Annotated in this window: 26 protein-coding genes; 22 read left to right on the top strand and 4 right to left on the bottom strand. The window is 60.8% G+C overall.

The features are described from left to right. Nucleotides 1-57: 57 nt before the first annotated feature. Nucleotides 58-3,099 (bottom strand): ribonuclease E, encoded by a 3,042-nt coding sequence (gene rne / locus PIN01S_RS04815; protein WP_212633056.1) that lies wholly within the window; start codon nucleotides 3,097-3,099, stop codon nucleotides 58-60. A 570-nt stretch (nucleotides 3,100-3,669) separates the two neighbouring features. Here rne and rluC point away from each other — a divergent pair. Genes rluC through sppA form a run of 3 tightly spaced genes read left to right on the top strand, consistent with a single transcriptional unit; the run spans nucleotide 3,670 to nucleotide 6,278 of the window. Continuing rightward, nucleotides 3,670-4,623: a 23S rRNA pseudouridine(955/2504/2580) synthase RluC gene (gene rluC, locus PIN01S_RS04805; RefSeq protein WP_084334453.1), complete on the top strand. Its 954-nt coding sequence runs from the start codon at nucleotides 3,670-3,672 to the stop codon at nucleotides 4,621-4,623. Beyond that, nucleotides 4,616-5,284 (top strand): HAD-IA family hydrolase, encoded by a 669-nt coding sequence (locus PIN01S_RS04800; protein WP_084334007.1) that lies wholly within the window; start codon nucleotides 4,616-4,618, stop codon nucleotides 5,282-5,284. The genes rluC and PIN01S_RS04800 overlap by 8 nt, the downstream gene beginning before the upstream one ends. Nucleotides 5,285-5,303: 19 nt before the next feature. Continuing rightward, nucleotides 5,304-6,278: a signal peptide peptidase SppA gene (gene sppA, locus PIN01S_RS04795; RefSeq protein WP_084334006.1), complete on the top strand. Its 975-nt coding sequence runs from the start codon at nucleotides 5,304-5,306 to the stop codon at nucleotides 6,276-6,278. 36 nt (nucleotides 6,279-6,314) lie between these two features. On the opposite strand, the gene PIN01S_RS04790 is transcribed toward sppA, so the two are convergent. Then, entirely contained in the window at nucleotides 6,315-6,893 is a 579-nt protein-coding gene (locus tag PIN01S_RS04790; RefSeq protein ID WP_084334005.1) for a Maf family protein, read from the bottom strand. 104 nt (nucleotides 6,894-6,997) lie between these two features. Here PIN01S_RS04790 and PIN01S_RS04785 point away from each other — a divergent pair, with 104 nt between their 5' ends. From PIN01S_RS04785 to PIN01S_RS04725, 13 genes are all read left to right on the top strand, one after another. Next, nucleotides 6,998-7,525 (top strand): YceD family protein, encoded by a 528-nt coding sequence (locus tag PIN01S_RS04785; RefSeq protein ID WP_084334004.1) that lies wholly within the window; start codon nucleotides 6,998-7,000, stop codon nucleotides 7,523-7,525. Nucleotides 7,526-7,538: 13 nt separating this feature from the next. Continuing rightward, entirely contained in the window at nucleotides 7,539-7,721 is a 183-nt protein-coding gene (gene rpmF / locus PIN01S_RS04780) for a 50S ribosomal protein L32 (RefSeq protein WP_084334003.1), read from the top strand. A 3-nt stretch (nucleotides 7,722-7,724) separates the two neighbouring features. Next, nucleotides 7,725-8,735 carry a phosphate acyltransferase PlsX gene (gene plsX, locus PIN01S_RS04775; protein ID WP_084334002.1) on the top strand — a complete coding sequence of 337 codons (1,011 nt, stop codon included), beginning with the start codon at nucleotides 7,725-7,727 and terminating at the stop codon, nucleotides 8,733-8,735. 107 nt (nucleotides 8,736-8,842) lie between these two features. After that, on the top strand, nucleotides 8,843-9,781 hold the full coding sequence (gene fabD / locus PIN01S_RS04770; RefSeq protein WP_084334001.1) for an ACP S-malonyltransferase: 939 nt from the start codon (nucleotides 8,843-8,845) through the stop codon (nucleotides 9,779-9,781). A gap of 15 nt (nucleotides 9,782-9,796) precedes the next feature. After that, a complete protein-coding gene (gene fabG, locus PIN01S_RS04765) occupies nucleotides 9,797-10,540 on the top strand; it encodes a 3-oxoacyl-ACP reductase FabG (protein ID WP_084334000.1) in 744 nt (247 codons plus the stop codon). A 187-nt stretch (nucleotides 10,541-10,727) separates the two neighbouring features. Next, complete coding sequence (gene acpP / locus PIN01S_RS04760) at nucleotides 10,728-10,964, top strand: acyl carrier protein (RefSeq protein ID WP_003283670.1); 237 nt, start codon at nucleotides 10,728-10,730, stop codon at nucleotides 10,962-10,964. Nucleotides 10,965-11,059: 95 nt separating this feature from the next. Then, on the top strand, nucleotides 11,060-12,304 hold the full coding sequence (gene fabF, locus PIN01S_RS04755; protein ID WP_084333999.1) for a beta-ketoacyl-ACP synthase II: 1,245 nt from the start codon (nucleotides 11,060-11,062) through the stop codon (nucleotides 12,302-12,304). Then, a complete protein-coding gene (gene pabC / locus PIN01S_RS04750) occupies nucleotides 12,304-13,119 on the top strand; it encodes an aminodeoxychorismate lyase (protein WP_084333998.1) in 816 nt (271 codons plus the stop codon). The genes fabF and pabC overlap by 1 nt, the downstream gene beginning before the upstream one ends. A gap of 3 nt (nucleotides 13,120-13,122) precedes the next feature. Then, nucleotides 13,123-14,187, top strand: a complete 1,065-nt coding sequence (mltG, locus tag PIN01S_RS04745; protein ID WP_170837187.1) for an endolytic transglycosylase MltG — start codon at nucleotides 13,123-13,125, stop codon at nucleotides 14,185-14,187. Between the two features lie 13 nt (nucleotides 14,188-14,200). After that, nucleotides 14,201-14,833, top strand: a complete 633-nt coding sequence (gene tmk, locus PIN01S_RS04740; protein ID WP_084334449.1) for a dTMP kinase — start codon at nucleotides 14,201-14,203, stop codon at nucleotides 14,831-14,833. Further along, nucleotides 14,793-15,812 (top strand): DNA polymerase III subunit delta', encoded by a 1,020-nt coding sequence (locus PIN01S_RS04735; protein ID WP_084333997.1) that lies wholly within the window; start codon nucleotides 14,793-14,795, stop codon nucleotides 15,810-15,812. The genes tmk and PIN01S_RS04735 overlap by 41 nt, the downstream gene beginning before the upstream one ends. 35 nt (nucleotides 15,813-15,847) lie before the next feature. Next, nucleotides 15,848-16,204 carry a PilZ domain-containing protein gene (locus tag PIN01S_RS04730; RefSeq protein ID WP_003245164.1) on the top strand — a complete coding sequence of 119 codons (357 nt, stop codon included), beginning with the start codon at nucleotides 15,848-15,850 and terminating at the stop codon, nucleotides 16,202-16,204. A gap of 77 nt (nucleotides 16,205-16,281) precedes the next feature. Then, entirely contained in the window at nucleotides 16,282-17,067 is a 786-nt protein-coding gene (locus tag PIN01S_RS04725; RefSeq protein WP_084333996.1) for a TatD family hydrolase, read from the top strand. Between the two features lie 236 nt (nucleotides 17,068-17,303). On the opposite strand, the gene PIN01S_RS04720 is transcribed toward PIN01S_RS04725, so the two are convergent. After that, nucleotides 17,304-18,437: an aminotransferase class V-fold PLP-dependent enzyme gene (locus PIN01S_RS04720; RefSeq protein WP_084333995.1), complete on the bottom strand. Its 1,134-nt coding sequence runs from the start codon at nucleotides 18,435-18,437 to the stop codon at nucleotides 17,304-17,306. A 75-nt stretch (nucleotides 18,438-18,512) separates the two neighbouring features. Between PIN01S_RS04720 and PIN01S_RS04715 the strand changes: the two genes are divergently transcribed. From PIN01S_RS04715 to PIN01S_RS04700, 4 genes are all read left to right on the top strand, one after another. Then, nucleotides 18,513-19,154 (top strand): TetR/AcrR family transcriptional regulator, encoded by a 642-nt coding sequence (locus PIN01S_RS04715; RefSeq protein ID WP_084333994.1) that lies wholly within the window; start codon nucleotides 18,513-18,515, stop codon nucleotides 19,152-19,154. Between the two features lie 85 nt (nucleotides 19,155-19,239). After that, complete coding sequence (locus PIN01S_RS04710; RefSeq protein ID WP_084333993.1) at nucleotides 19,240-20,208, top strand: GTP 3',8-cyclase MoaA; 969 nt, start codon at nucleotides 19,240-19,242, stop codon at nucleotides 20,206-20,208. 211 nt (nucleotides 20,209-20,419) lie between these two features. Then, nucleotides 20,420-21,022: a DUF4823 domain-containing protein gene (locus PIN01S_RS04705; protein ID WP_084333992.1), complete on the top strand. Its 603-nt coding sequence runs from the start codon at nucleotides 20,420-20,422 to the stop codon at nucleotides 21,020-21,022. Nucleotides 21,023-21,035: 13 nt separating this feature from the next. Next, a complete protein-coding gene (locus PIN01S_RS04700) occupies nucleotides 21,036-21,605 on the top strand; it encodes a DUF1285 domain-containing protein (protein ID WP_084333991.1) in 570 nt (189 codons plus the stop codon). Between the two features lie 42 nt (nucleotides 21,606-21,647). On the opposite strand, the gene PIN01S_RS04695 is transcribed toward PIN01S_RS04700, so the two are convergent. Next, nucleotides 21,648-23,303: an electron transfer flavoprotein-ubiquinone oxidoreductase gene (locus tag PIN01S_RS04695; protein WP_084333990.1), complete on the bottom strand. Its 1,656-nt coding sequence runs from the start codon at nucleotides 23,301-23,303 to the stop codon at nucleotides 21,648-21,650. A 324-nt stretch (nucleotides 23,304-23,627) separates the two neighbouring features. Here PIN01S_RS04695 and PIN01S_RS04690 point away from each other — a divergent pair, with 324 nt between their 5' ends. Further along, nucleotides 23,628-24,377 (top strand): electron transfer flavoprotein subunit beta/FixA family protein, encoded by a 750-nt coding sequence (locus tag PIN01S_RS04690; protein WP_084333989.1) that lies wholly within the window; start codon nucleotides 23,628-23,630, stop codon nucleotides 24,375-24,377. After that, complete coding sequence (locus tag PIN01S_RS04685; protein ID WP_084333988.1) at nucleotides 24,378-25,307, top strand: electron transfer flavoprotein subunit alpha/FixB family protein; 930 nt, start codon at nucleotides 24,378-24,380, stop codon at nucleotides 25,305-25,307. Nucleotides 25,308-25,344 lie beyond the last annotated feature (37 nt).

Raw genomic sequence — 25,344 nt, 5'->3', positions numbered from 1 at the left:
TCGGAGCCATCAATAAAAAGGGATGCCTAGGCATCCCCTTTTATTGGCAGTGTGAAATCAAGCGTGTGGCTTGATTTCATCACTCTGCTGGTCTTCCGTTTTTTCGGTTTCGGTTTCGGTTTCGGTTTCGGTTTCGGTTTCAGGCGTGGCCGCGCTTTCCGGCTCGTTGGTTGCCTCGGCTATGGTCTTTTCGGCTTCAGGCTCGACCGATTCCGGTTCTACGGTCGGAGCGATCGGCTCGATCACCTGGGCTTCGTCCACCGGTTGAACGGCTTCGGTGCTCGGCTCTGCAGTGGCTTCTGCTTCCACTTCTACATTCGCTTCGGCTACTGGTGCCTCGACCTGTTGTGTGGCTTCGGCTGCCTTGGCGGCTTCCGCAGCTTCCCGTGCCAGGCGTTCGGCCTCGCGTTGACGGCGACGGACCTCACGGGGATCGTTCGGTGCGCGGCCCGTGCTCGGAGCGACCGGTGCGGCTGGTTGCTCCAAAGCGGCTTGCGGAGCTTCGGGGGCAGTCTCGGTCGCAGGTGTAGCGGCGGTTTCCTCGGGCGCTTGGGCTGCAGGCTCTTCCGGTGTGGCGGTAGCTACCTCGGCCTCTGCCTGGGGCTGCTCGGTAGCAGCCTGCTCGGCGACGAAAGTAACGACCTCGGCTTCGGCAGGGGCGCTGGTTTCTGCTTCTGGCTGAACGCCTTGCTCGGCTGCTGCGGTTTCCGCCTGGATTTCGCTGGCGATCACGCCGGAGGCCTCTGCTGCCGCAACCACTGCAAGACCGGAGACCTGCGGTTCGTTGCGTTCGGCACCGTCTTCCTCGGTGGTTTCGATTTCGTTGCCTTGGGCGTCGCGCTGGCGTTCACGACGGTTGCTGCGGCGGCGTTGACCACGAGAGCGGCGGCGGGGGCGTTCGCCATCGCTGCCTTCCTGGGACTCTTCGTGCTGCTCTTCACCCTGCAGCAGTTCTTCTTCGTTCGCGGCCTGCTCGGCGGCGCGGGGCTGACGCTCTTCGCGCGGAGGGCGCGGCGGACGGGCAGGGCGCTCTTCGCGCGTGGTTTCCTGCTGGGCATCCAGCGGTTCGCGCAGCTCACGCTTGCGTTCCTCGCGCGGTTGACGCTCTTCGCGCGGCTGGCGTTCGCGACGGCTCTCCTGGCCTTCGGCTACTTCGCGGTCACGCGGGCGTTCCTCGCGGGGCGGGCGCGGCTGGCGCTCTTCGCGTTGCTCGCGGGGTTGACGTTCTTCGCGAGCCTGGCGTTCTTCGCGCGGCTTGCGCTCGTCATCGCGGCGACCACCTTCGCGGCCATCGCGGCGGCGGTTCTGCTGGCGGCTGGAGCGCCGCTCCTCGCTACGCGCCGGACGTTCGCTGCTCGGCTTGCCGGTGGTTTCGGCGGGTTTCTCTTCCGGCTTGCCGGCGAACAGGCTGACCAGCGACTTGACCAGGCCCTTGAACAGGTTCGGTTCCGCGGAGGGTTTGGCGGCGGCTGTGGGTTCGCTGGCCGGTACCGGTGCGGGAACGGTGCGCTGCGGCGCGGTCTTCACCGCGGCTTCCTGACGAACCAGGGTGCGGGTGGCGCTGATGGGGTGGGCTTCTTCGGCCTCGCTCGGCGCCATTTCGTAGCTCGATTGACCGGCCAGGACTTCCGGGCTGTCGTCGCGCAGGCGCTGCACTTCGAAGTGCGGGGTTTCCAAGTGGTCATCCGGCAGGATAAAAATGCGAGCACGGGAGCGCAACTCGATCTTGGTGATGGCGTTGCGTTTTTCGTTCAGCAGGAAGGCTGCAACCTGGAAGGGCACGCGCGCGCGCACTTCGGCAGTGCGGTCTTTCAGCGCTTCTTCTTCGATCAAGCGCAGGATCGCCAGCGACAGGGATTCGACGTCACGGATGATGCCTTGACCGTTGCAGCGCGGGCAGACGATACCGCTGGTTTCGCCCAGGGAGGGGCGCAGGCGCTGGCGGGACATCTCCAGCAGGCCGAAGCGCGAGATGCGACCGATCTGGACGCGTGCACGGTCGGCTTCCAAGGCTTCGCGCACCTTCTCTTCGACGGCGCGCTGGTTCTTGGCCGGCGTCATGTCGATGAAGTCGATGACGATCAGACCACCGATATCGCGCAGGCGCAGCTGGCGGGCGATCTCTTCAGCGGCTTCCAGGTTGGTTTGCAGCGCGGTTTCTTCGATATCGCCGCCCTTGGTCGCGCGAGCGGAGTTGATGTCGATGGATACCAGGGCTTCGGTCGGGTCGATGACGATGGAACCACCGGACGGCAGTTTGACTTCGCGCTGGAATGCCGTTTCGATCTGGCTTTCAATCTGGAAGCGATTGAACAGCGGGACGCTGTCCTCATACAGCTTGATCTTGCTGGCGTACTGAGGCATCACTTGGCGGATGAAGCTGAGCGCTTCTTCCTGGGCCTCGACGCTATCGACCAGCACTTCGCCGATGTCCTGGCGCAGGTAATCGCGAATCGCGCGGATGATGACGTTGGATTCCTGGTAGATCAGGAACGGGGCGGCGCGGTCCTGGGACGCTTCCTTGATGGCAGTCCAGAGCTGCAGCAGGTAGTCCAGGTCCCATTGCAGTTCTTCGCTGCTGCGGCCCAGGCCGGCAGTGCGAACGATGAGACCCATATCGGCGGGGGCGTTGAGACCGTTGAGGGCTTCGCGCAGCTCGTTGCGTTCTTCGCCTTCGATGCGGCGGGAAATGCCGCCGGCGCGCGGATTATTGGGCATCAGCACCAGGTAGCGGCCAGCCAGGCTGATGAAGGTGGTGAGGGCGGCGCCCTTGTTGCCGCGTTCTTCCTTTTCGACCTGGACGATGACTTCCTGGCCTTCGCTCAGCACTTCCTTGATGTTGATGCGGCCTTCGGGGTTCTTCTTGAAGTATTCGCGGGAGATTTCTTTGAGGGGGAGGAAGCCGTGGCGCTCGGCGCCGAAATCGACGAAAGCGGCTTCGAGGCTGGGTTCGACGCGGGTGATGCGGCCTTTATAGATATTGGCCTTCTTCTGCTCGCGGGCGCCCGATTCGATGTCCAGGTCGTACAGGCGTTGGCCGTCGACCAGTGCAACACGCAACTCTTCGGGCTGAGTCGCGTTAATCAGCATTCTTTTCATGTAGTACCGTTCGGTTTCCGGTGCTGCCGGAAACGGCGTTCGGCACACACGACTCTCGCGGTCGGTGTCAGGGCGCGTCAGGAATGGTTGTCGGCCGTTCCAGTGTCTAGCAACGTTCGGCCGAAAGGCCGGGGTCGCGACTACGTCTCCTGCTTGCTGTTGTGACAGAAAGCACTTTCTCAGGGGAGGAATCAACCATCGGCAGCGGACGAGATGAAGCGTCTTGAATAAAGCGTGCTGCTACACAGTCCGATGGTCGTGCATCTCCACCCTACACGTATCCCTTGAAAATCGGGTGCCGCTCGCAGAATCCGCAGCGGGTTGGCATTTACCGCGACTGCCCGTTCGGGCGATCGCGCGTCATGGCTCGAGGCTTGGGTTTCCGGGAAGATCGCGGCCTTTCGCGGCGAAATCCCGTCGGACGGCCTCGCGTCCTGAATGGGTTTGCATATGGTCGGGATGGCAGTTTTGGCGATCATCCGCGGACCAGGCCGCTTTTGGCGGCGTTCGCGACTATAGCAGCAATGATTAAGTGCTTCAATTGCATGAAAAATTGTTATGATGCCGGCCATGACGACTCCCTCCCTTCCGACCTCCGGCGTTCAGCTGCTCGAGGTCGCGCCGGAATTTGCCGGCCAGCGCATCGACAATTTCCTTCGTACCCAGCTCAAGGGCGTGCCCAAGACGCTGGTTTACCGCATTTTGCGCAAGGGCGAAGTGCGGGTGAACAAAGGTCGAATCAAGCCTGAATACAAGCTTCAGGCGGGCGACATCGTGCGCGTGCCGCCGCTGCGTCTGGCCGAGCGCGACGAGCCGGCACCGCTTGCTCAGGGGCTCCTGGAGCGCCTTGAGCAGGCGATCCTCTATGAGGATAAGGCTCTCATTGTTATCAACAAGCCGGCGGGTATCGCCGTGCACGGCGGGAGCGGGCTCAGCTATGGGGTGATCGAGGCTTTTCGCCAATTGCGCCCGGAGGCCAAGGATATCGAGCTGGTACACCGCCTGGATCGGGATACGTCCGGTTTGTTGATGATCGCGAAGAAACGCGGCATGTTGCGCCATCTGCATGAGGCGCTGCGTGGCGATGGCGTGGATAAGCGCTACATGGCGCTGGTGCGAGGCAGTTGGCCGACGTCGAAGAAGCAGGTTCGCGCGCCGTTGATGAAAAACAACCTGCGCTCCGGCGAGCGTATGGTCGAGGTCAATACCGAGGGCAAGGATGCGTTGACCGAGTTCCGTGTCCTGCGTCGCTTCGGTGATTTTGCCACTTTGGTCGAGGCCAGTCCCATTACCGGGCGTACCCACCAGATTCGCGTACATGCCAAGCATGCTGGGCACGCGATCGCGGGGGATGCCAAGTATGGTGATGAGGCATTTACCCAGGAAATCCGTGCCTTGGGAGGCAAGCGCCTGTTCCTTCATGCCTATTCGTTGACCGTGCCGCTGCCTGAGGGTGGCGAGTTGCGTCTGGAGGCGCCTGTCGACGATATGTGGGTACAGACTCTGGAGCGTCTTGGTGCGTGACTATCGGCTGTTGATTTTCGATTGGGATGGCACTCTGGTCGACTCCATCGGGCGGATCGTTGAATCCATGCGTCGGGCGGCCGAGTCTTGCTCGTTGCCGCAGCGTGCGGAGGCGGCAATCAAAGGGATTATCGGTCTTTCGCTGTCGGAGGCGATCCGGACCCTGTATCCCGAGCTTGAGCGGGACGCGGGGCGTGTGGAGCGCTTTCGCCAGCAATATAGCGAACATTACCTGGCTCTCGAAAACGAGCCTTCGGCGCTGTTCCCGGGGGTGGTCGAGTCGCTGGGGGCGTTCAGGCAGGCGGGGTACCGCCTGGCTGTGGCGACGGGCAAGAGTCGCCGCGGTCTGAATCATGTTCTGGCGGGTCATGGCTGGCTGGATTATTTCGACGTGACTCGCTGTGCCGATGAGACTGCTGGTAAGCCCGATCCGCTCATGCTGCATGAAATTCTCGCGCATTGCGGCATGGTGGCGGAGCAGGCCCTTATGGTGGGGGACTCTTCCTTCGATCTGCTGATGGCTCGGCGGGCGGGGCTGGATGCGGTGGCGGTCGGCTATGGTGCTCAGCCGCTGGAGGTTCTGCTCGAGCATGAACCATTGCTGGCGATTGAAGAGTTTTCAGAATTGCGCGCCTGGCTTGGGGCTGGGGTGGCGAAATAAATGATCGAGGTGGAATGAGATGTCGGATGAATGGAAGGCGCCGGCTTCTGGGGCGGATGACGAGAGAAGCTGGAAACTGCTCGAAAAAGCCCTGCTGGCAAGCGTGCAGGAGCAGCGGCGTTCCCGTCGTTGGGGGATATTCTTCAAGCTGCTGGTATTCATTTACCTGTTCGGAGCGCTGATTGTCTTCTCCCCGGCCTTGAATCTTGGTTCGTCCGCTGGGCGAGCTGAGAGCCATACGGCGTTGATCGAGATTCGGGGCTTGATTGCGGACAAGGAGGCGGCCAGTGCCGACAACGTCGTTGGTGCCTTGCGAAAGGCATTCGAAGATCCGAAGACCAAGGGGGTGATCCTGCGGATCAACAGCCCCGGGGGTAGCCCTGTTCAGTCCGGTTATATCTATGACGAGATTCGTCGCCTGCGTGGCTTGCACAAAGACATCAAGCTCTACGCGGTGATCGCTGATGCCGGTGCGTCCGGTGCTTACTACATCGCCAGTGCGGCGGACGAGATCTATGCCGACAAAGCCAGTCTTGTCGGCTCCATCGGTGTGACGGCGGCCAGCTTCGGATTTGTCGATCTGATGGAAAAGCTCGGTGTCGAGCGGCGCGTCTACACGGCGGGTGAGCATAAGGCTTTCCTCGATCCGTTCCTGCCGCAGAAAGAGGACGAGGTTCGTTTTTGGCAGGGTGTGCTGGAAACGACCCATCGACAGTTCATCGATAGTGTCAGGCGAGGGCGGGGTGATCGTCTGAAGGAAAGCCCGGAGTTATTCTCTGGTCTGGTCTGGTCCGGCGAACAGGCGCTGCAGTTGGGGCTGGTCGATAGCCTGGGAAGCAGCAGCTACGTGGCGCGGGAGATCATCGGGGCCGAGGAGATGGTGGATTACACCGTTCAGGAGAGCCCTATCGACCGCTTCGCCAAAAAGCTGGGTACGGGCGTGGTGGAGCAACTGTCCTTGTGGATGGGGTTGCAAGGAGCGCAGCTGCGTTGATTCGATAACGAAAGGCCCGGTTTTCCGGGCCTTTCGTTAGGGTATTTCGATACTTTCGGCAAGCAGCATGTCGATCAATCGGATCAACGGAAGCCCGATCAGGCTGGTGGCGTCTACCCCGTCGGTTGCGCGAAACAGGCTGATGCCCAATCCCTCCGACTTGAAGCTGCCAGCGCAATCGTACGGGCGCTCCGCTTCCAGATAGCGCTCGATGCTGGCTGGCTTCAGGGGGCGGAAGTGCACGGTGAAAGGAATGCAATCCGTCTGGCAGCGGCCTGTCGCGGTGTTGAGCAGGGCCAGGCCGGTGAGGAAGGTCACGCTGTTACCGCTGGCGGCCTGCAGTTGTTCCCTGGCTTTGGCGTGTTCGTGGGGTTTACCGAGAATCTGCTCTCCGAGTGTGGCTACCTGATCGGAGCCGATGATCAGGTGGTGCGGGTAGCTGTCTGCGAGGGCTCTGGCCTTTTCTTCTGCGAGCCGACGGACCAGGGCTTCGGCCGGCTCTTCGGGGTGTCTGGTTTCATCGATGTCGGGTGATTGCCAGGTAAAAGGCAGGCGCAAGCGGGCGAGGAGCTCTCGCCGGTAGGGAGAGCTGGAAGCGAGTACAAGGGGTTGCATGAAGGTTCTCCTTGATAAGCGGAGATTCTAGCTGTCGGTTTCGATGGCGGACAGGCCGAATTTCCTTTGACAGGGGGGAGGGGCATCCCTAGAATGCTGCGCCTATGTTGAATGGGCCTATTCCACCTCATGTCGATCCGCGCAAATTGGCTGATCGCGACGTTACCCTCGAAGGGGAGTTGTCGCTGGCCGATTTGCCGAGACTTTGCGAGCCCTTGGCTGAAAATGCCGGGGTCGTGCGCGCGAAGCTTGCTTTCGGGCGTAACGAGCAAAGGGCTGTGGTTATCCATAGCGAACTCGACGTAGAGGTAAAGATGGTTTGCCAGCGCTGTCTTGAGCTGGTCGCTCTGCCGATCCATAGCGAGTGTGATTACGCTGTGGTGAAGGCCGGGGCGAACACCCAGTCTCTACCCAAAGGTTACGACGTGCTGGAAGTGGATGAGGATCCTTTGGATCTGCTGACGTTGGTCGAGGATGAGCTGTTGCTCGCCCTGCCCATTGTTCCGCTCCATGACCCTGAAGTTTGCCAGCATCCGGTCGGTCTCGAAGAGCCTGAGCCGAGCGAGGACGAGGTATCGCGGTCCAACCCGTTCAGCGTACTGGCGCAGTTAAAGCGTGACCCAAACGTTTAGGAGTTAATTAGTTATGGCTGTTCAGCAGAACAAAAAATCCCGTTCCGCGCGCGACATGCGTCGCTCCCACGACGCGCTGGAGTCCAACGCTCTGTCCGTCGAGAAGAGCACCGGTGAAGTGCATCTGCGCCACCACGTGTCCCCGGACGGCTTCTATCGTGGTCGCAAAGTGATCGACAAGGGCGCTGACGAGTAATCCTTGTCCGCTCCGATCATCGCGATTGACGCAATGGGTGGGGACTTCGGTCCCCACTGCATTGTTCCGGCCAGCCTTGCCTGTTTGGCCTCTTTCCCCTCGCTGCACCTGACCCTTGTCGGTCAAGCCCCCCTCCTTGAAGAATTGATTGCCCGTGGCCGGGATGTGGATCGCGTTCGTCTGCGCATTCAGCATGCCGGTGAAGTCATCGGGATGGATGAGCGGCCCGCACAGGCCTTGCGCGGCAAGCCGGACTCTTCCATGCGCGTGGCTCTGGAACTGGTGCGTAACGGCCAGGCTCGTGCCTGTGTCAGCGCCGGTAATACGGGGGCGTTGATGGCGCTGTCCCGTTATGTCCTGAAAACATTGCCAGGTATCGATCGACCGGCGATGGTGACGGCGGTGCCTACCGAAAAAGGGCATTGCCATCTTCTTGATCTCGGCGCGAATGTGGATTGCAGTGCGGAGCATCTCTATCAGTTCGCTGTCATGGGAGCTGTCGCGGCGGAGGCGCTCGGCATCGATCGCCCTCGAGTGGCTTTGCTCAACGTAGGCACCGAAGACGTCAAGGGCAACCAGCAGGTCAAGCTGGCTGCGAGTCTGTTGCAGCAGGCCTCTGGGATTAACTACATCGGCTACGTCGAAGGGGATGGGCTGTTTCGTGGGGCGGCCGATGTGGTCGTTTGCGATGGCTTCGTCGGCAACATCCTGCTGAAGTCCAGCGAGGGGTTGGCTGCCATGATCTCCGCTCGGATGGGCGAGCTGTTCCGGCAAGGGGTCGTTGCTCGCATGGTGGGGGCGCTGGCGCTGCCGTTCCTGCGTCGTCTGCAGGCTGATCTTGCGCCGGCGCGCTACAACGGCGCCAGTTTTCTCGGCTTGCAGGGAATCGTGATCAAAAGCCACGGCTCCGCAGGGGCGGAGAGCTTCCAGAGTGCCATTCGGCGGGCTCTCAAGGAGATTGAGGAAGATCTCCCGGAGCGTCTTCACGGCCGTCTGGAGCATCTCTTGCTGTAGGATGATGTGACTGCGCCCGAAGGGCTGTCATCCAACTGTCAGTTCGTTCCGTTTGGCTATGCCAAGCGTGAATGTCACGACGATAAGATCAATAGGGAACTGTTTACATGTCCGCATCCCTCGCATTCGTCTTCCCTGGCCAGGGCTCCCAGTCGCTCGGCATGCTGGCCGAGCAGGGCGCTCAACAGCCGCTGGTGCTGGATGCCTTCGCTGAGGCTTCCGAGGCGCTTGGCTACGATCTCTGGGCATTGACCCAGCAGGGGCCGGAAGAGCAACTCAACCAGACCGACAAAACCCAGCCAGCCATTCTCACCGCTTCGGTGGCGTTGTGGCGCCTGTGGCTGGCCCAGGGCGGCGTGCGTCCCGCTTTCGTGGCCGGTCACAGCCTTGGCGAATATTCGGCGCTGGTCGCTGCCGGCAGCCTGGGGCTGGCCGATGCAGTGAGGCTGGTCGAGCGTCGCGGCCAGCTGATGCAGCAGGCGGTTCCGGCCGGGCAGGGCGGTATGGCCGCGATCCTTGGCCTGGAAGATGCCGATGTGCTGGCTGCTTGTGCCGAGGCGGCCCAGGGCGAAGTGGTCAGCGCAGTGAATTTCAATGCGCCGGGCCAGGTTGTGGTGGCCGGCGCCGCGGCGGCGGTCGAGCGGGCGATCGAGGCATGCAAGGCACGCGGTGCCAAACGTGCCATGGCGCTGCCGGTCAGCGTGCCGTCGCATTGCGAATTGATGCGTCCGGCCGCAGAGCGCTTTGCCGAAACGGTGAATGCGATCGACTGGCAGAAGCCTGAGATTCCTCTGGTCCAGAATGTCAGCGCCGCCGTGGTATCCGATCTCGACATTCTGAAGCGCGACCTGTTGGCCCAGCTTTACAGTCCGGTGCGTTGGGTGGAATCCATGGTCCGTCTGGCTGAGAGCGGTGTGACCGAGCTGGTCGAATGCGGCCCTGGCAAGGTGCTTTCCGGCTTGAACAAGCGCTGTGTCAAGGGCGTGAATACGCATAATCTCGATACCCCCGAAGCTTTTGCGGCTGCTCGTGCCGCTTTGGCTTGAACAAGGAGAAGGACTATGAGTCTGCAAGGTAAAGTTGCGCTGGTTACCGGAGCGAGCCGAGGCATCGGTCAGGCCATTGCGTTGGAGTTGGGGCGCCAGGGAGCTGTCGTGATCGGCACCGCCACCAGCCCGAACGGTGCCGAGCGTATCGCCGAAACCCTCAAGGCCAATGGTATCGAAGGTGCCGGCCTGGTGTTGGATGTCGCCAATGACGAATCGGTTGCCAGTACCTTGGAGCACATTCAGCAGCATCTCGGTCAGCCGCTGATCCTGGTCAATAATGCCGGCATTACGCGCGATAATCTGATGATGCGCATGAAAGACGACGAATGGCATGATGTCATCAATACCAACCTCAACAGCCTGTTCCGTCTGTCCAAGGGCGTGCTGCGCGGCATGACAAAAGCCCGTTGGGGGCGGATCATCAATATTGGTTCGGTCGTGGGTGCCATGGGTAATGCCGGCCAAGTCAACTACGCGGCCGCCAAGGCTGGGCTCGAGGGTTTCACCCGGGCGATGGCGCGGGAAGTCGGATCGCGTGCAATCACCGTCAATGCGGTGGCTCCTGGCTTCATTGATACCGATATGACCCGCGAATTGCCCGACTCCCAGCGGGAAGCGCTGTTGACCCAGATTCCGCTGGGGCGCCTGGGGCAGGCCGAGGAAATCGCCAGTGTCGTGGCCTTCTTGGCTTCCGACGGTGCGGCTTACGTAACAGGAGCTACCATTCCAGTGAATGGCGGTATGTACATGGCTTGAATGTGACGTCTTCCTTCAGAAAACTGTCATAAGGGCTGTCTAGAATCCGTTACAAAAGTGCAATGGGTGAGACGGCTTGTTGATGTGTTGCTGAAGGGGAGCGGCCGTTTGGCTTGAAAGTTTGAAAACCCTTTCTATACACTGCAGCCCAGCTGCACGGATTTTCCCATAGGAGTGAAAACAAGGTATGAGCACCATCGAAGAACGCGTCAAGAAAATCGTCGCCGAGCAACTGGGCGTCAAAGAAGAGGAAGTCACCAACAGCGCTTCCTTCGTTGAAGACCTGGGCGCCGACTCCCTTGACACTGTCGAGCTGGTGATGGCTCTAGAAGAGGAATTCGAGACCGAAATTCCGGATGAGCAGGCTGAGAAGATCACCACCGTTCAGGAAGCCATCGATTACATCAACGCTCACGCGCAGTAATGTAATCGTCGGGTTCCCGACACGGAAAAGCCGCACTGCCCTAACAGGCGTGCGGTTTTTCTTTAAGTGTTGCAAACGTGCAAGAGGAGATAGCTGTGTCGCGTAGACGCGTCGTGGTAACCGGCATGGGCATGTTGTCGCCCCTGGGGACCGATGTGCCGAGCAGCTGGCAGGGCATTCTGGCCGGCCGTAGTGGCATTGGCCCCATCGAGCATATGGACCTTTCCGCCTATTCCACCCGCTTCGGTGGATCGGTGAAGGGCTTCAACGTCGAGGAATATCTTTCGGCGAAAGAAGCACGCAAGCTCGACCTGTTCATTCAATACGGCTTGGCGGCCAGTTTCCAGGCGGTCCGTGATTCGGGTCTGGAAGTGACCGATGCCAACCGTGAGCGCATCGGTGTGGCGATGGGCTCCGGTATCGGTGGCCTGACCAATATCGAAAACAACTGCAAATCTTTGATCGAGCAGGGACCTAGGCGCATATCGCCGTTCTTCGTGCCCGGTTCGATCATCAACATGGTGTCCGGTTTCCTGTCGATCCACCTAGGGCTTCAGGGGCCGAACTATGCAATCGCCACCGCCTGTACGACGGGTACCCATTGCATCGGCATGGCGGCCCGTAATATCGCCTATGGCGAGGCTGACGTCATGGTTGCCGGTGGCTCCGAGATGGCGGCCTGCGGTTTGGGCCTGGGTGGCTTCGGCGCTGCGCGTGCCTTGTCTACCCGCAATGACGAGCCGACCCGTGCCAGCCGTCCCTGGGACAAGGGGCGTGACGGCTTTGTCCTATCCGACGGGGCCGGTGCGCTGGTGCTCGAAGAGCTGGAACATGCCAAGGCGCGTGGAGCCCACATTTATGCCGAGCTGGTCGGTTTCGGCATGAGTGGCGATGCCTTCCACATGACGTCGCCGCCGGAAGATGGAGCCGGTGCCGCGCGTTGCATGAAGAATGCGCTTCGCGATGCCGGGCTGAATGCTGAGCAGGTCCAGTACATCAATGCCCATGGCACATCGACGCCTGCTGGCGACCTTGCCGAGGCGGCCGCGGTCAAGTCGGTATTCGGCGATCACGCTTATCGCCTGTCCGTCAGCTCGACCAAGTCGATGACCGGGCATCTGCTCGGTGCTGCAGGCGCTGTCGAGGCGATCTTCAGTGTGCTGGCGATTCGTGATCAGGTGGCTCCGCCGACCATCAACCTGGATGATCCGGATGAGGGCTGCGATCTCGATTTCGTGCCGCATGAAGCCAAGAGCATGCCGATCGATGTGGTGCTTTCCAACTCCTTCGGTTTCGGTGGTACCAACGGTTCGCTGCTGTTCCGCCGGTTTGCCGGCTGATGCTGACCTGGGTCGACGGCCTGCCAGCGGGTGATGTGCCCGTTACGGACCGTGGGCTCGCCTACGGCGATGGTCTGTTCGAGACCATCGCCGTCAGGGCGGGGCGGCCGCGCCTGCTGGAGCGGCATTTGCGGCGTTTGAGCGAAGGTCGTACCCGGTTGGGAATGGCCTGCGATGAAGCGCTGATCGAGTCTGAGTTATTGGCATTCTGTTCCGTGTTGGGTGACGGAGTAGTCAAGCTGATTCTGACTAGGGGCGATGGTCTGCGTGGCTACGCGCCTCCGGTGGGTGGGCAAGCGCGGCGTATTCTTCAGGGCGGCGCCTTGCCGGCCTATCCTCTTGCCAATGCCGAACGGGGCGTCAGCCTGTATTCCTGTCGGACCCGACTCGCCGAGCAACCGGCACTCGCCGGTCTGAAGCACTTGAATCGACTCGAACAGGTCCTGGCCCGTTCCGAGTGGCAGGACCCCGCCTTCGCCGAAGGGTTGATGCGCGATGTATCGGGGCGTGTGATCGAAGGGGTCTTCAGCAACCTGTTCATGGCCCGGCTCGGGCGGCTCGTTACCGCCGATCTGTCCCGCTGCGGTGTGGCTGGAGTCATGCGGGCAGAAGTGCTGGCGATTGCGCAGGCTGCTGGCATATCCGTCGAGGTAAGAGACATTGCCTACGAGGAGTTGCTGCAGGCTGATGAAATCTTCCTCTGTAACAGCCTCTATGGCGTCTGGCCTGTGATCAGGTTGGAAGAGCGCGACTGGCCCGTTGGTCCTCTGACCCGTAAACTGCAAGCCCTTGTCTGCGACGTCCTGGGTTCCTGATTCGTGATACGCAAATTACTGTTGCTGCTGGAGAGTGGCCTGCTGTTGGCTGGCTTGCTGCTGGCTTTCGCTGTCTGGCAGCAGCACGAGAGTCTCGAGCAGCCTTTGCAGCTGGCGGAGGAGCAGTTGCTCGACGTGCCTGCCGGCGCGACGCCCAGCGGATTGCTCAACCGTCTCGAAAGCGAAGGCATTCTTCGTGATGCCTTCTGGTTGCGTCTCTACTGGCGGTTCAATCTGGCCTCTCACGCGCTGCACAGCGGCGAATACCGAATGGCGCCGGGCATGCGTGCGATCGACCTGCTGGGGCTCTGGCAGCGTGGCGAAGTAGTGCAATACAGCCTGACGCTGGTGGAAGGCTGGAATTTCCGGCAGGTGCGTGCAGCATTGGCGCGCCAGGCCAAGTTGGAACAGACCCTGGACGGATTGTCCGATGCTGAGTTGATGGCGCGTCTGGGGCAGGCCGGGCTGCATCCCGAGGGGCGTTTCTTTCCCGATACCTACCGTTATGTTCGCGGGATGAGCGACATGGACCTGCTCAAGCAGGCCCATGCACGACTGGAAAGCGTGCTCGCCGAAGAGTGGGGGAAACGGGCGGAAGGCTTACCCTACCGTGATCCCTACGAGGCGTTGATCATGGCCTCTCTGGTGGAAAAGGAAACCGGGGTACCGGAGGAGCGTAGCCAGATCGCCGGGGTCTTCATTCGGAGACTGAAACTGGGAATGCTGCTGCAGACGGACCCGACCGTGATTTATGGCCTGGGCGAGCGCTATAACGGCAAGTTGACGCGGGCTCATCTGCTCGAACCGACTCCGTACAACACCTATGTCAAGGCGGGCCTGCCACCAACGCCGATTTCCTTGGTGGGACGCGAAGCGATTCATGCGGCGCTGCATCCGGCGGAAGGCAAGAGCCTGTATTTCGTCGCCCGGGGCGACGGTAGCCATGTGTTCTCCAGCAGCCTGGAGGAGCACAACCGGGCGGTGCGCGAATTTCAGCTCAATCGCCGCTCCGATTACCGTTCCAGCCCGTTACCCATTCCGCCGGCCGTGAAGCCGGATGCGCAATGATCAAGGACTGCCTGTGACTGGCCTGTTTATCACCCTCGAAGGTCCCGAAGGGGCCGGCAAGAGTACCAATCGCGATTATCTGGCCGAGCGCCTTCGTGCCCACGGTATCGATGTCCTCATGACACGTGAGCCGGGGGGAACGCCTCTGGCCGAGCGTATCCGCGAATTGCTTCTGGCTCCGTCCGACGAGCCGATGGCCGTGGATACCGAACTGTTGCTGATGTTCGCCGCCCGTGCCCAGCATCTTGCCCAAGTGATCCGTCCGGCTCTGGCCGAAGGGCGAGTGGTGTTGTGTGATCGTTTCACCGATGCCACCTATGCATATCAGGGCGGCGGGCGCGGTGTGCCCGAGGATCGCATCGCCATACTGGAGCGTTTCGTACAGGGGGACGTTCGTCCCGATCTCTGTCTGATTTTCGATCTACCCGTGGAGGTTGGGTTGGCGCGTGCCAGTGCACGTGGTCGTCTCGATCGCTTCGAGCGTGAAGGGCGTGCGTTCTTCGATGCTGTCCGCCAAGCCTACCTGCGTCGTGCCGCCGAGCGTCCGGAGGGGTATTGCGTCGTGGATGCCTCGCTGCCCCTTATCGAGGTACAGGCTTCGCTCGATGCATTGTTGCCACGGATTCTGGAGCGTGTTCGTGGATAAGGTATTTCCCTGGCAGGCCGGGCTCTGGCAACAACTGGCCGGCCGTTCCCGGCATGCACATGCCTATTTGCTGCATGGCCCCGCCGGGATCGGCAAGCGGCGATTGGCCGAGAGCCTGATGGCCCGTCTGCTTTGCCAGCAGCCGGCCGGGTTGGATGCTTGCGGTCAGTGCAAGGCGTGCCACTTGCTGGCGGCCGGTACTCATCCCGATAACTTTGTCCTAGAGCCTGAGGAGGCCGACAAGGCGATCCGGGTCGACCAGGTCCGCGAATTGGTCGAGTTCGTCGTGCAAACGGCCCAGCTCGGTGGGCGAAAGGTCGTACTGCTGGAGCCGGCTGAGGCGATGAACCTGAACTCGGCCAACGCTTTGCTGAAAAGCCTGGAGGAGCCATCGGGGGATACCGTCCTGCTGCTCATCAGCCATCAGCCCAGCCGGTTGCTTCCGACCATCAAGAGCCGGTGTGTGCAGCAGGCTTGCCCTTTGCCGGACCGTTCCCAGAGCCTGGCGTGGTTGGCTCAGGCCCTGCCGGAGAGCGGCTCGGATGATCGAGAGGAACTGCTGGTACTTGCCGGTGGGTCGCCTTTGACCGCGTTGCGGCTGCATGAGCAGGGGGCACGGGAGCAGCGGGCCCTGGTGGTCGAGGGCGTAAAGAAACTATTGAAGCAACAGGTGGCGCCCAGCCAATTGGCAGAGGGCTGGAATGCGGTCCCGCTGTTGCTGCTGTTCGACTGGTTCTGCGACTGGGCGCATTTGATGTTGCGTTATCAGTTGACTCGTGACGAAGAAGGATTGGGTCTGAACGATATGCGCAAGGTTGTCCAATACCTGGCGGACAAGGCGCCGCAGCCGAAAGTGCTGGCGATCCAGGACTGGTTACTGGCTCAGCGGCAAAAAATATTGAGCAAGGCGAATCTCAACCGTGTGTTGCTTCTCGAAGCCTTGCTCGTGCAGTGGGCAAGCCTGCCCGGACCGGGCTAGAATCGGCCCACCGAAATTCAGCCGGGAAACGTCGTATGAGTCTGCCACCGAATCTGGGGCCACGTAACGGAATCCTGTCCTTGACCATCAAGGACAAATCCGTTCTGTACGCTGCCTATATGCCTTTCATTAAGAACGGTGGCTTGTTCATTCCGACCAACAAGAGCTACAAGCTCGGCGATGAAGTTTTCATGCTGCTCAATCTGATGGATGAGCCTGAAAAGATTCCGGTAGCCGGAAAGGTGGTCTGGATCACCCCGAAAGGCGCCCAAGGCAATCGTGCCGCAGGTGTTGGTGTGCAGTTCAACGACGGCGACAATACTGCCCGCAACAAAATCGAAACCTATCTGGCCGGCGCCTTGAAGTCCGATCGGCCGACCCACACGATGTAAGTGACACGCCTCAAGCCGCAAGCCGGGAGCGCCAGCCGAGAGCTTGGGCTTGCGGTCTTTCGTATTGAGGTTTCTCCATGCTCGTCGATTCCCATTGCCATCTCGATCGCCTCGATCTGGGTGCCCATGATGGCTCCCTCGATAAGGCGCTGGACGCTGCGCGAGCGCGTGGTGTCGGCCATTTCCTCTGCATTGGCGTGAGCGCCGACAACGCTGCAGCGGTCAAGCACTTGGCTGAGCGATATGCCGATGTGGACTGTTCGATCGGCGTGCACCCTCTGGACCTCGAACCGGGTGCGGAGCCAGCGCTGGATTGGCTGCTGCGCGAGTTGAACCACCCTCGGGTGGTGGCGATTGGCGAAACCGGGTTGGATTACCACTACGAGCCGGAGGCCGCGGAACGCCAGCAGCAATCCTTCCGACTGCATCTGGAGGCCGCGAAAGTTACCGGTAAGCCGGTCATCGTGCATACCCGGGAAGCTCGAGCCGATACGCTTGCCCTGCTTCGCGAGGCGGCGTTGCCGCAAGCGGGCGTTCTCCATTGCTTCACCGAAGACTGGGAAATGGCCAGGGCTGCGCTGGATATCGGTTTCTATATTTCTCTGTCCGGAATCGTCACGTTCCGCAATGCCGAGGCTCTGCGCGATGTCGCGCGCAAGGTGCCGGCTGATCGTCTGTTGGTGGAAACCGATTCCCCTTATCTGGCGCCCGTGCCTCACCGTGGCAAGCCGAATTTGCCACAGTACGTTCGAGAGGTCGCCGAGTTCATGGCGGAGCTGCGAGGGGTTTCTTTCGAGGAGTTTGCCGTGCAAACCACCGCGAATTTCAGGCGACTGTTTCCGCTGGCTCATCTGACTGAGTAACACAGGTCAAGCCAGGCGCATACGCAAAAAAAACCCGGGTTCTGGGGGATGAATCCGGGTTAAGACCATTAGGAGTAAAACAAAGGTACGCGATCCACGGTACCTTGACTGGCGGGGCACTTGGGGGGAGATACCGCGCACCAGTACCTTGAAGTATTGGCGAAGATTCCCGAACGTCCAGATTGGTTTCGCTCATTTTTTAAACAGATTTGGAATACCCCCGTCCCTGCTGAGATTCAGGCGTTGGCCAGTCTATGCAGGAGTGCCAGCGTTTCTTCGATCACCTGGGCTTCGGTATAGAAGTGTGGGGAAAGGCGAATACCTCCTCCGCGCTGGGCGCAGATGACCTGTTCAGCCTTGAGGCGTTCGAACAGCGCTTGGTTATCCCAGCCGTCCAGGCTGAACGTCAGGATGCCGGCGCGTCGGGCCGGATCGCTCGGGCTGTGCAGGCTCACGCCGACAATGTTCGTCAACCCGTCATACAGCCGTTGGACCCGGTCCGCCAGCGCAAGGCCCACGGCATCCATTCCAACCTCTTCGAGCAGCGAGAGGCTCGCCTCCAGCGCCATGGCTCCGAGCATGTTGGGGCTGCCGCATTCGAAGCGTCTTGCCGTTCGTGCGGGCTGCCAATCGCTGCGATCGTAATCGCCGGCGTGTTCCAGCATGTGCCAACCGTACTCGTGCAGCGTCAGTTGTTCCCGCATGTCGCTGCGGCAATAGAAGACGCCAAGTCCTTCCGGCCCGAGCATCCATTTGTGGCCGTCGGCCATGGCGAAAGCACAGTCGCATGCCTGGGCGTCGAAGGGCAGGGCGCCGAGATGCTGGATAGCATCGACGCAAAACAGCACGCCCCGGGTCCGGCATGCATGGCCGAGTCGTTCGATATCCAGGCGCAGGCCGCTGGCGTACTGCACGGAGCTGATCGATAGCAGCCGGGTTCGTGGGCCGCAGGCGGCAAGCAGATCCCCCTCCGGGTCCGATCCTTGGAGGCCGATCTGCTTCACCACGACCCCGCGTGGCTTCAGCGCCTCCCATACCACCCGGTTGGAGGGGAATTCTTCGTCGCTGATGACGATTTCGTCACCGAATCGCCAGTCGAGACCGAAGGCAACGAAAGACAGCGCTTCTGATGTATTCTTGACCAGCGCAATATCTGCGGTGCTGGGTGCATTGAGCAGGTGCTTGAGGCGTTCGCGTAGTCGTCGCTCGGTCTGCAGCCAGTCTGGATAATCACGTGCGCCCAGGCGTGCGTTCTCTTCGGCGAAGGCTGTAACCGCCAGGGTCGCGCGTTTCGGCCAGGGTGCGACAGCGGCATGGTTCAGATAGCGCAGTCCATGAGCTTGCGGAAATTCGTCTTGAAAGCCGTACATGATTGGTTGTTCCGTGCAATTTCCTGCTATTTAGGCATAATACGCGGCTTCGAGTTTTGACCCTTCAGTCTCTTTATGCAGAAAGAACCCCGTAAGGTCCGTGAGTTTCGTCGTCGCGAACAGGAAATTCTCGACACCGCGTTGAAACTGTTCCTCGAGCAAGGAGAGGACAGTGTGACCGTGGAGATGATCGCCGACGCCGTCGGTATCGGCAAAGGCACCATCTACAAGCACTTCAAGTCCAAGGCGGAGATCTACCTGCGCCTGATGCTCGACTACGAGCGGGATTTGAACGAGCTTTTCCACTCGGAGAACGTCGCCAAGGACAAGGAGGCTCTGTCACGCGCCTACTTCGAGTTCCGCATGCGTGACCCGCAGCGCTATCGGCTGTTCGATCGCCTGGAAGAGAAGGTGGTCAAGGGTAACCAGGTTCCGGAGATGGTGGAGCAATTGCACCGGATCCGCGCCTCGAACTTCGAGCGACTGACCCAGCTGATCGAAGGCCGCATCGCCGAAGGTAAGCTGGAGGACGTGCCGCCGTACTTCCACTACTGTGCCGCCTGGGCTTTGGTCCATGGTGCCGTGGCGCTGTACCACTCGCCGTTCTGGCGCGAAGTTCTGGAGGATCAGGAAGGTTTCTTCCAGTTCCTCATGGACATTGGAGTGCGCATGGGCAACAAGCGTCGGCGCGATGGAGAACATCCAGCGGCTGGCTGATATTCAGCGCCTGAATGGCGCTGCCAGGCATGCGGGCCGGTAAGTCGAGGGATATACTCGGGAACATCAGCCTCCGGAGTCGTCCATGATCGTCGATCGCCAGGGCAGGCGTTTCCGCAACCTGCGGATCAGCCTGACCGCCGCTTGCAACTATGCATGTACCTATTGCGTGCCGGACGGCAAGCGTCTGGTTGCCGCGCAGGACGAACTTTCTGCCGAAGCCTTGATTCGCGGGGTCGCCTATCTGATCGAGGCAGCGGGGATCGAGCGCCTGCGTATCACGGGTGGTGAGCCGCTGGTAAGCCCCAAGCTTGAACCTTTCATGCGCGCGGTCGGCACGCTGGGGCTGTCGGACATCAGCCTGACCACCAACGGCCAGCTGCTGACGCGCAAGCTTCCCTTATTGCTGGAGGCCGGCATCCGTCGCCTGAACGTATCCCTGGATACACTGGATGCCGAGGCGTTCCGCCATATCGCACGTGGCGGCGATCTGGCGACGGTTCTCGATGGCCTCGAGCAGGCGCGTGCCGCCGGACTGAAAATCAAACTGAACATGGTGCCGCTGCGCGGCAAGAACCTCGATCAGGTACTGCCGTTGCTGGACTACTGCCTGGAGCGAGGGTTCGAGCTGCGTTTCATCGAGCTGATGCGCATGGGGCACCTGGCCCGCGATCCCAGCGCGTTCAACCAGCAGTTCGTCGGTATGGGCGAGTTGCTCGAGCTGATCGGTGAGCGTTACGTCTATCAGCAGGCTGAGGCGCCGCTGGATGCCACGGCCTTGCGCTATGAAATTCCCGAAGGCGGCTTTTTCGGCGTGATTGCCAACGAGAGCGTGCCTTTCTGCCGTACCTGTTCGCGTCTGCGCCTGTCCTCCACCGGCTGGCTGCATGGGTGTCTGTCTTCCAGCAATCGTCACTACATCGGCGATCTGCTCGATAAGCCGCGCCACCAGGCGCTTCCGGCATTGCAGCGGCTTCTGGTCAGGGCGCTGGCGGATAAGCAGGACCTGGCATTCTCCGGTGGCGTCACGGTGATGAAGATCATCGGTGGCTGAGCACATCGCTTCTTTACTTACAGAAAACGATGGCCGATTTCTCATTCGCTATATCGAGCCGGTATTCCGTTCTCCGTGCGAGGCGCGTTCGCTGGTCCTCTCGACTGTCAACGGTTGGAGCCGGTGCACATGGCAGTGTGGGCTCTGATGGCGCGGATGCTGCATCTGGCGTCTGTCTGCCGGTTTTCCGTCGCCGGCACAGGAGTGTTCGATGCGAAGTCTGATTCTATTGCTGGTCTTTTCTGCCTTGGCGGGCTGCATGAGTGTCAGCGATCTTGCCGAGGGTACCCGTTATCACTTGGGTGATGCGGGGCTCCTCGATCATAGCGAGACTCGCCGGATCAACAATCTGCGCTTGCAGCCCGACTCTTTCATCTACATCGCGCAGGGCCATTTCGTGCCGCCCGGCAAGGCCTATCCGCGACCCAACGTCGTGGCCGAAGAGGCCTTCAACGGTTTCGTGGAGTATTTCCCCATGATTCGCCGCGCGAAGGCACCGGTCGGGCTGGAGGAGGCGATGGGGCAGGCGCGGTCCGCAGGTGCCCATTATCTTCTCTACTGCCGGTTCGCCAGTGCCGACGACCGCATCGGAACCTGGGAGGAGTGGGAAGACCAAGAGGCCCTGGATCGTCTCGGCACCGACCGTGGGGTGATCCAATTGATGCTGGTGGAAACCAACACCCGCTATCTGGTGGATACTGCGCGCATTCGCAGCCGCGGCGGTTTACTGACGCTCTATGACGCCAAGCCGGAAGACCTGCTGGGCCCGCCGCTGCGTGACTATGCTCGGAGTTTGCTCGGCTTGAGCCGTTAAGGAGAACCCAAACATGTCCGATTCCGGCAAGGCGAGCGACCTGCTCGCTCAGATTCCCAAGACCGAAAAGAAGGGCTTGCCACCGGTACATCTGTGGAATCCCGATTTCTGTGGCGATATCGATATGCGTATCGCTCGTGACGGCACTTGGTATTACATGGGAACGCCGATCGGGCGAAAGCCGATGGTGCGCCTGTTCTCCACCATCATTCGGCGCGATGGCGACGATTACTTTCTGGTGACGCCTGTAGAGAAGGTGGGTATCAAGGTGGACGATGCGCCATTCGTGGCTGTGAGCGTCGACGTCGAGGGGCAGGGGGAGCGTCAGGTGTTGCGCTTCGTCACCAATGTCGAGGACGAAGTGGAGGCGGGAGGCGAGCACCCGATCCGAGTCGCCCTGGATGCCGAGACTCAGGAACCTGCGCCGTATGTGCATGTGCGCGCCAATCTGGAGGCGCTGATTCACCGGAATGTGTTCTACCAGTTGGTGGAATTGGCTGTGCCACGGGAAATGGATGGCCGCACTTGGCTGGGTATCTGGAGCGGGGGACAGTTTTTCCCCATCGGGCCGCAGGATGAGTGACGCCCGGACATGAAAAAGGCTCCCGAAGGAGCCTTTTCTTTCTTACATGTTGGGGTAGTTCGGACCGCCGGTGCCTTCCGGCGCAACCCAGGTAATGTTCTGGGCCGGGTCCTTGATGTCGCAGGTCTTGCAGTGCACGCAGTTCTGCGCGTTGATCTGGAACTTCTTCTCGCCGTTTTCCTGGGTGACCACTTCGTAGACGCCGGCTGGGCAGTAGCGCTGAGCCGGCTCGTCATACAGCGGCAGGTTCTTGGTCAGCGGAATGCTTGGGTCGGTCAGCTTCAGGTGGCAGGGCTGTTCCTCTTCGTGGTTGGTGTTGGAGAGGAACACCGAGGACAGTTTGTCGAAGCTGATCTTGCCGTCCGGCTTCGGGTATTCGATCTTGGTCGATTCCGCTGCCGGTTTCAGGCAGGCGTGATCCGGCTTGGTGTCATGCAGCGTGACCGGGATCTTGCCGCCGAAGATGTTCTGGTCGATGAAGTTGAACGCTCCGCCCATCAGCGCACCGTACTTGTGCAGTGCCGGGCCGAAGTTGCGGCTGCGGAACAGTTCGTCGTACAGCCAACTGCCCTTGAAGGCGTCGACATAGTTGGTCAGCTCGTCACCGCCTTCACGGCCGGCTGCCAGGGCTTCGGCGATGGCTTCGGCAGCGAGCATGCCGGATTTCATCGCCGTATGGCTGCCTTTGATCTTGGCGAAGTTCAGCGTGCCCAGGTCACAACCGATCAGCGCGCCACCGGGGAAAACCATCTTCGGCAGCGAGTTCAGGCCGCCCTTGCAGATCGCGCGGGCGCCATAGCTGATGCGCTTGCCGCCTTCGAGATACTGCTTGATCACCGGGTGGTGCTTGTAGCGCTGGAACTCGTCGAACGGCGACAGATGCGGGTTGCTGTAGGACAGGTCGACGATCAGGCCCACGACCACCTGGTTGTTTTCCAGGTGATAAAGGAAGGAGCCGCCCATGTTCTCATCGTCCAGCGGCCAGCCGGCGGTGTGCACCACCAGGCCCTGCTCGTGCTTGGCCGGGTCGACTTCCCACAGTTCCTTGATGCCGATGCCGTAGTGCTGGGCATCGGCTTCCGACGCCAGGTTGTAGCGCTTGATCAGTTGCTTGCCGATATGGCCGCGGCAACCTTCGGCGAACAGGGTATATTTGCCGCGCAGCTCCATGCCGGGGGTGTAGTAGCCTTCCTTCGGATTGCCTTCGCGATCGACGCCGAGATCACCGGTGATGATGCCGCGAACCACGCCGTTTTCGTCGATCAGGGCTTCCTGGGCGGCGAAGCCCGGGTAGATCTCGACACCCAGGCCTTCGGCCTGCTGGGCCAGCCAGCGGCACAGGTTGCCCAGGGAGATGATGTAGTTGCCTTCGTTGTGCATGGTCTTGGGCACAAAGAAGTTCGGAATCTTGCTGGCGGTTTCGGCGCTCTTGAACAGATAGATGTCGTCACGCTTGACCGGTGTGTTCAGCGGGGCGCCGAGGTCTTTCCAGTCGGGGAAGAGTTCATTCAGGGCTCGTGGCTCGAAAACGGCACCGGAGAGAATGTGGGCGCCGACTTCGGAACCCTTCTCGACCACACAGACGCTGATCTCCTGACCAGCTTCGGCGGCCTTCTGCTTCAGTCGGCAGGCGGCGGACAGACCGGCAGGGCCGGCGCCGACGATGACGACGTCGAATTCCATGTATTCGCGTTCCACAGGCTATCTCCTACTCGAGGCACTCTTGATGTTATAGGGGGAAGGCTATGATCATTGCCTGACCTGAGCTGCGGGGCATTATATCTACACCCTTTGTCGGGTCCAATACAAACGTTTGTTTGAATTTCGTGGAGCCCTGATAGAATCAGGCTCCGAGGCTTATAGCGAGGTATTTTGCCGTATTGACCCAAATGGGCGTTACGGTCAAGATACGGGCGGTTTTGCGCTTGCCGTCTAGGCTGACAGTCGGTTCCGGCCGACCTGCATCACTGGCCAGGCTTGCCTTGGCGACATTCTTATTCACCGGAGAGTAACGAGGAATCCATGAAGGTTCTTGTAGCTGTCAAACGAGTGGTTGACTACAACGTCAAGGTCCGCGTCAAGGCGGACAACTCCGGCGTTGATCTCGCCAACGTCAAGATGTCGATGAACCCCTTCTGCGAAATCGCTGTGGAAGAGGCGGTGCGCTTGAAAGAGAAAGGCGTTGCCAGCGAAATCGTCGTCGTCTCCATCGGCCCCAATGCCGCTCAAGAGCAGCTGCGTACCGCTCTGGCCCTGGGGGCCGACCGTGCGATCCTGGTCGAGTGCAACGATGAGCTGAACTCCCTCGCCGTGGCCAAGCTGCTCAAGGCGGTGGTCGAGAAGGAACAGCCGCAACTGGTGATCATGGGCAAGCAGGCCATCGACAGCGACAACAACCAGACCGGCCAGATGCTCGGTGCGCTGACCGGCATGCCACAGGGCACTTTCGCCTCCAAGGTGGAAGTGGCTGGCGACAAGGTCAACGTCACCCGCGAAATCGACGGCGGCCTGCAGACCGTGGCCCTCAACCTGCCGGCGATCGTCACTACCGACCTGCGTCTGAACGAGCCGCGCTATGCGTCTCTGCCGAACATCATGAAGGCCAAGAAGAAGCCGCTGGACGTGCTCACCCCGGATGCCCTGGGTGTTTCCACCGCTTCCACCGTCAAGACCCTGAAAGTCGAAGCGCCGGCTGCCCGTAGCGCCGGTATCAAGGTCAAGTCCGTGGCTGAACTGGTCGAGAAACTGAAGAACGAGGCGAAGGTAATCTAAATGACTATCTTGGTTGTTGCTGAACATACTAACACCGCTCTGGCGCCTGCCACCCTGAACGTCGTGACCGCTGCGCAGAAGATCGGTGGTGACATCCACGTCCTGGTCGCCGGCAGTGGTTGCTCCGCCGCCGCCGAAGCCGCCGCCAAGGTTGCCGGCGTTTCCAAGGTTCTGGTTGCCGACAACGCCGCCTATGCCCACCAGCTGCCGGAAAACGTCGCTCCGCTGATCGCCGAGCTGGCCAAGGGTTACAGCCATGTGCTGGCCGCTGCCACCACCAACGGTAAAAACTTCCTGCCGCGCGTTGCCGCGCAACTGGACGTCGACCAGATCTCCGAGATCATCGCCGTCGAGAGCGCCGATACCTTCAAGCGCCCGATCTATGCCGGTAACGCCATCGCCACCGTGCAGTCTTCCGCTGCCATCAAGGTGATCACCGTGCGTACCACCGGTTTCGATGCCGCTGCCGCCGAAGGCGGTTCCGCTGCCGTCGAAGCGGTGAGCGGTCCGGCCGATGCCGGCAAGTCCGCTTTCGTCGGCGAAGAGCTGGCCAAGTCCGACCGTCCCGAGCTGACTGCCGCCAAGATCGTCGTTTCCGGCGGCCGCGGCATGCAGAACGGCGAGAACTTCAAGCACCTGTACGCGCTGGCCGACAAGCTGGGCGCTGCCGTGGGCGCTTCCCGCGCCGCGGTCGACGCCGGTTTCGTTCCGAACGACATGCAGGTCGGCCAGACCGGCAAGATCGTCGCGCCGCAGCTGTACATCGCCGTCGGTATCTCCGGCGCGATCCAGCACCTGGCCGGTATGAAGGACTCCAAGGTCATCGTCGCCATCAACAAGGACGAAGAAGCCCCGATCTTCCAGGTCGCGGATTACGGCCTGGTGGCTGACCTGTTCGAAGCCGTCCCGGAACTGGAAAAGCTGGTCTGATCCGGCTGCTCCGTCCAAAACGAAAAACCCGCTCATC

This window comes from Pseudomonas indica NBRC 103045 (genome assembly GCF_002091635.1).
Taxonomy (GTDB): Bacteria; Pseudomonadota; Gammaproteobacteria; order Pseudomonadales; family Pseudomonadaceae; genus Pseudomonas_M; species Pseudomonas_M indica.
Note: the sequence above shows the minus strand (reverse complement) of the source record. Positions and strands in the feature narration are given on the sequence as shown.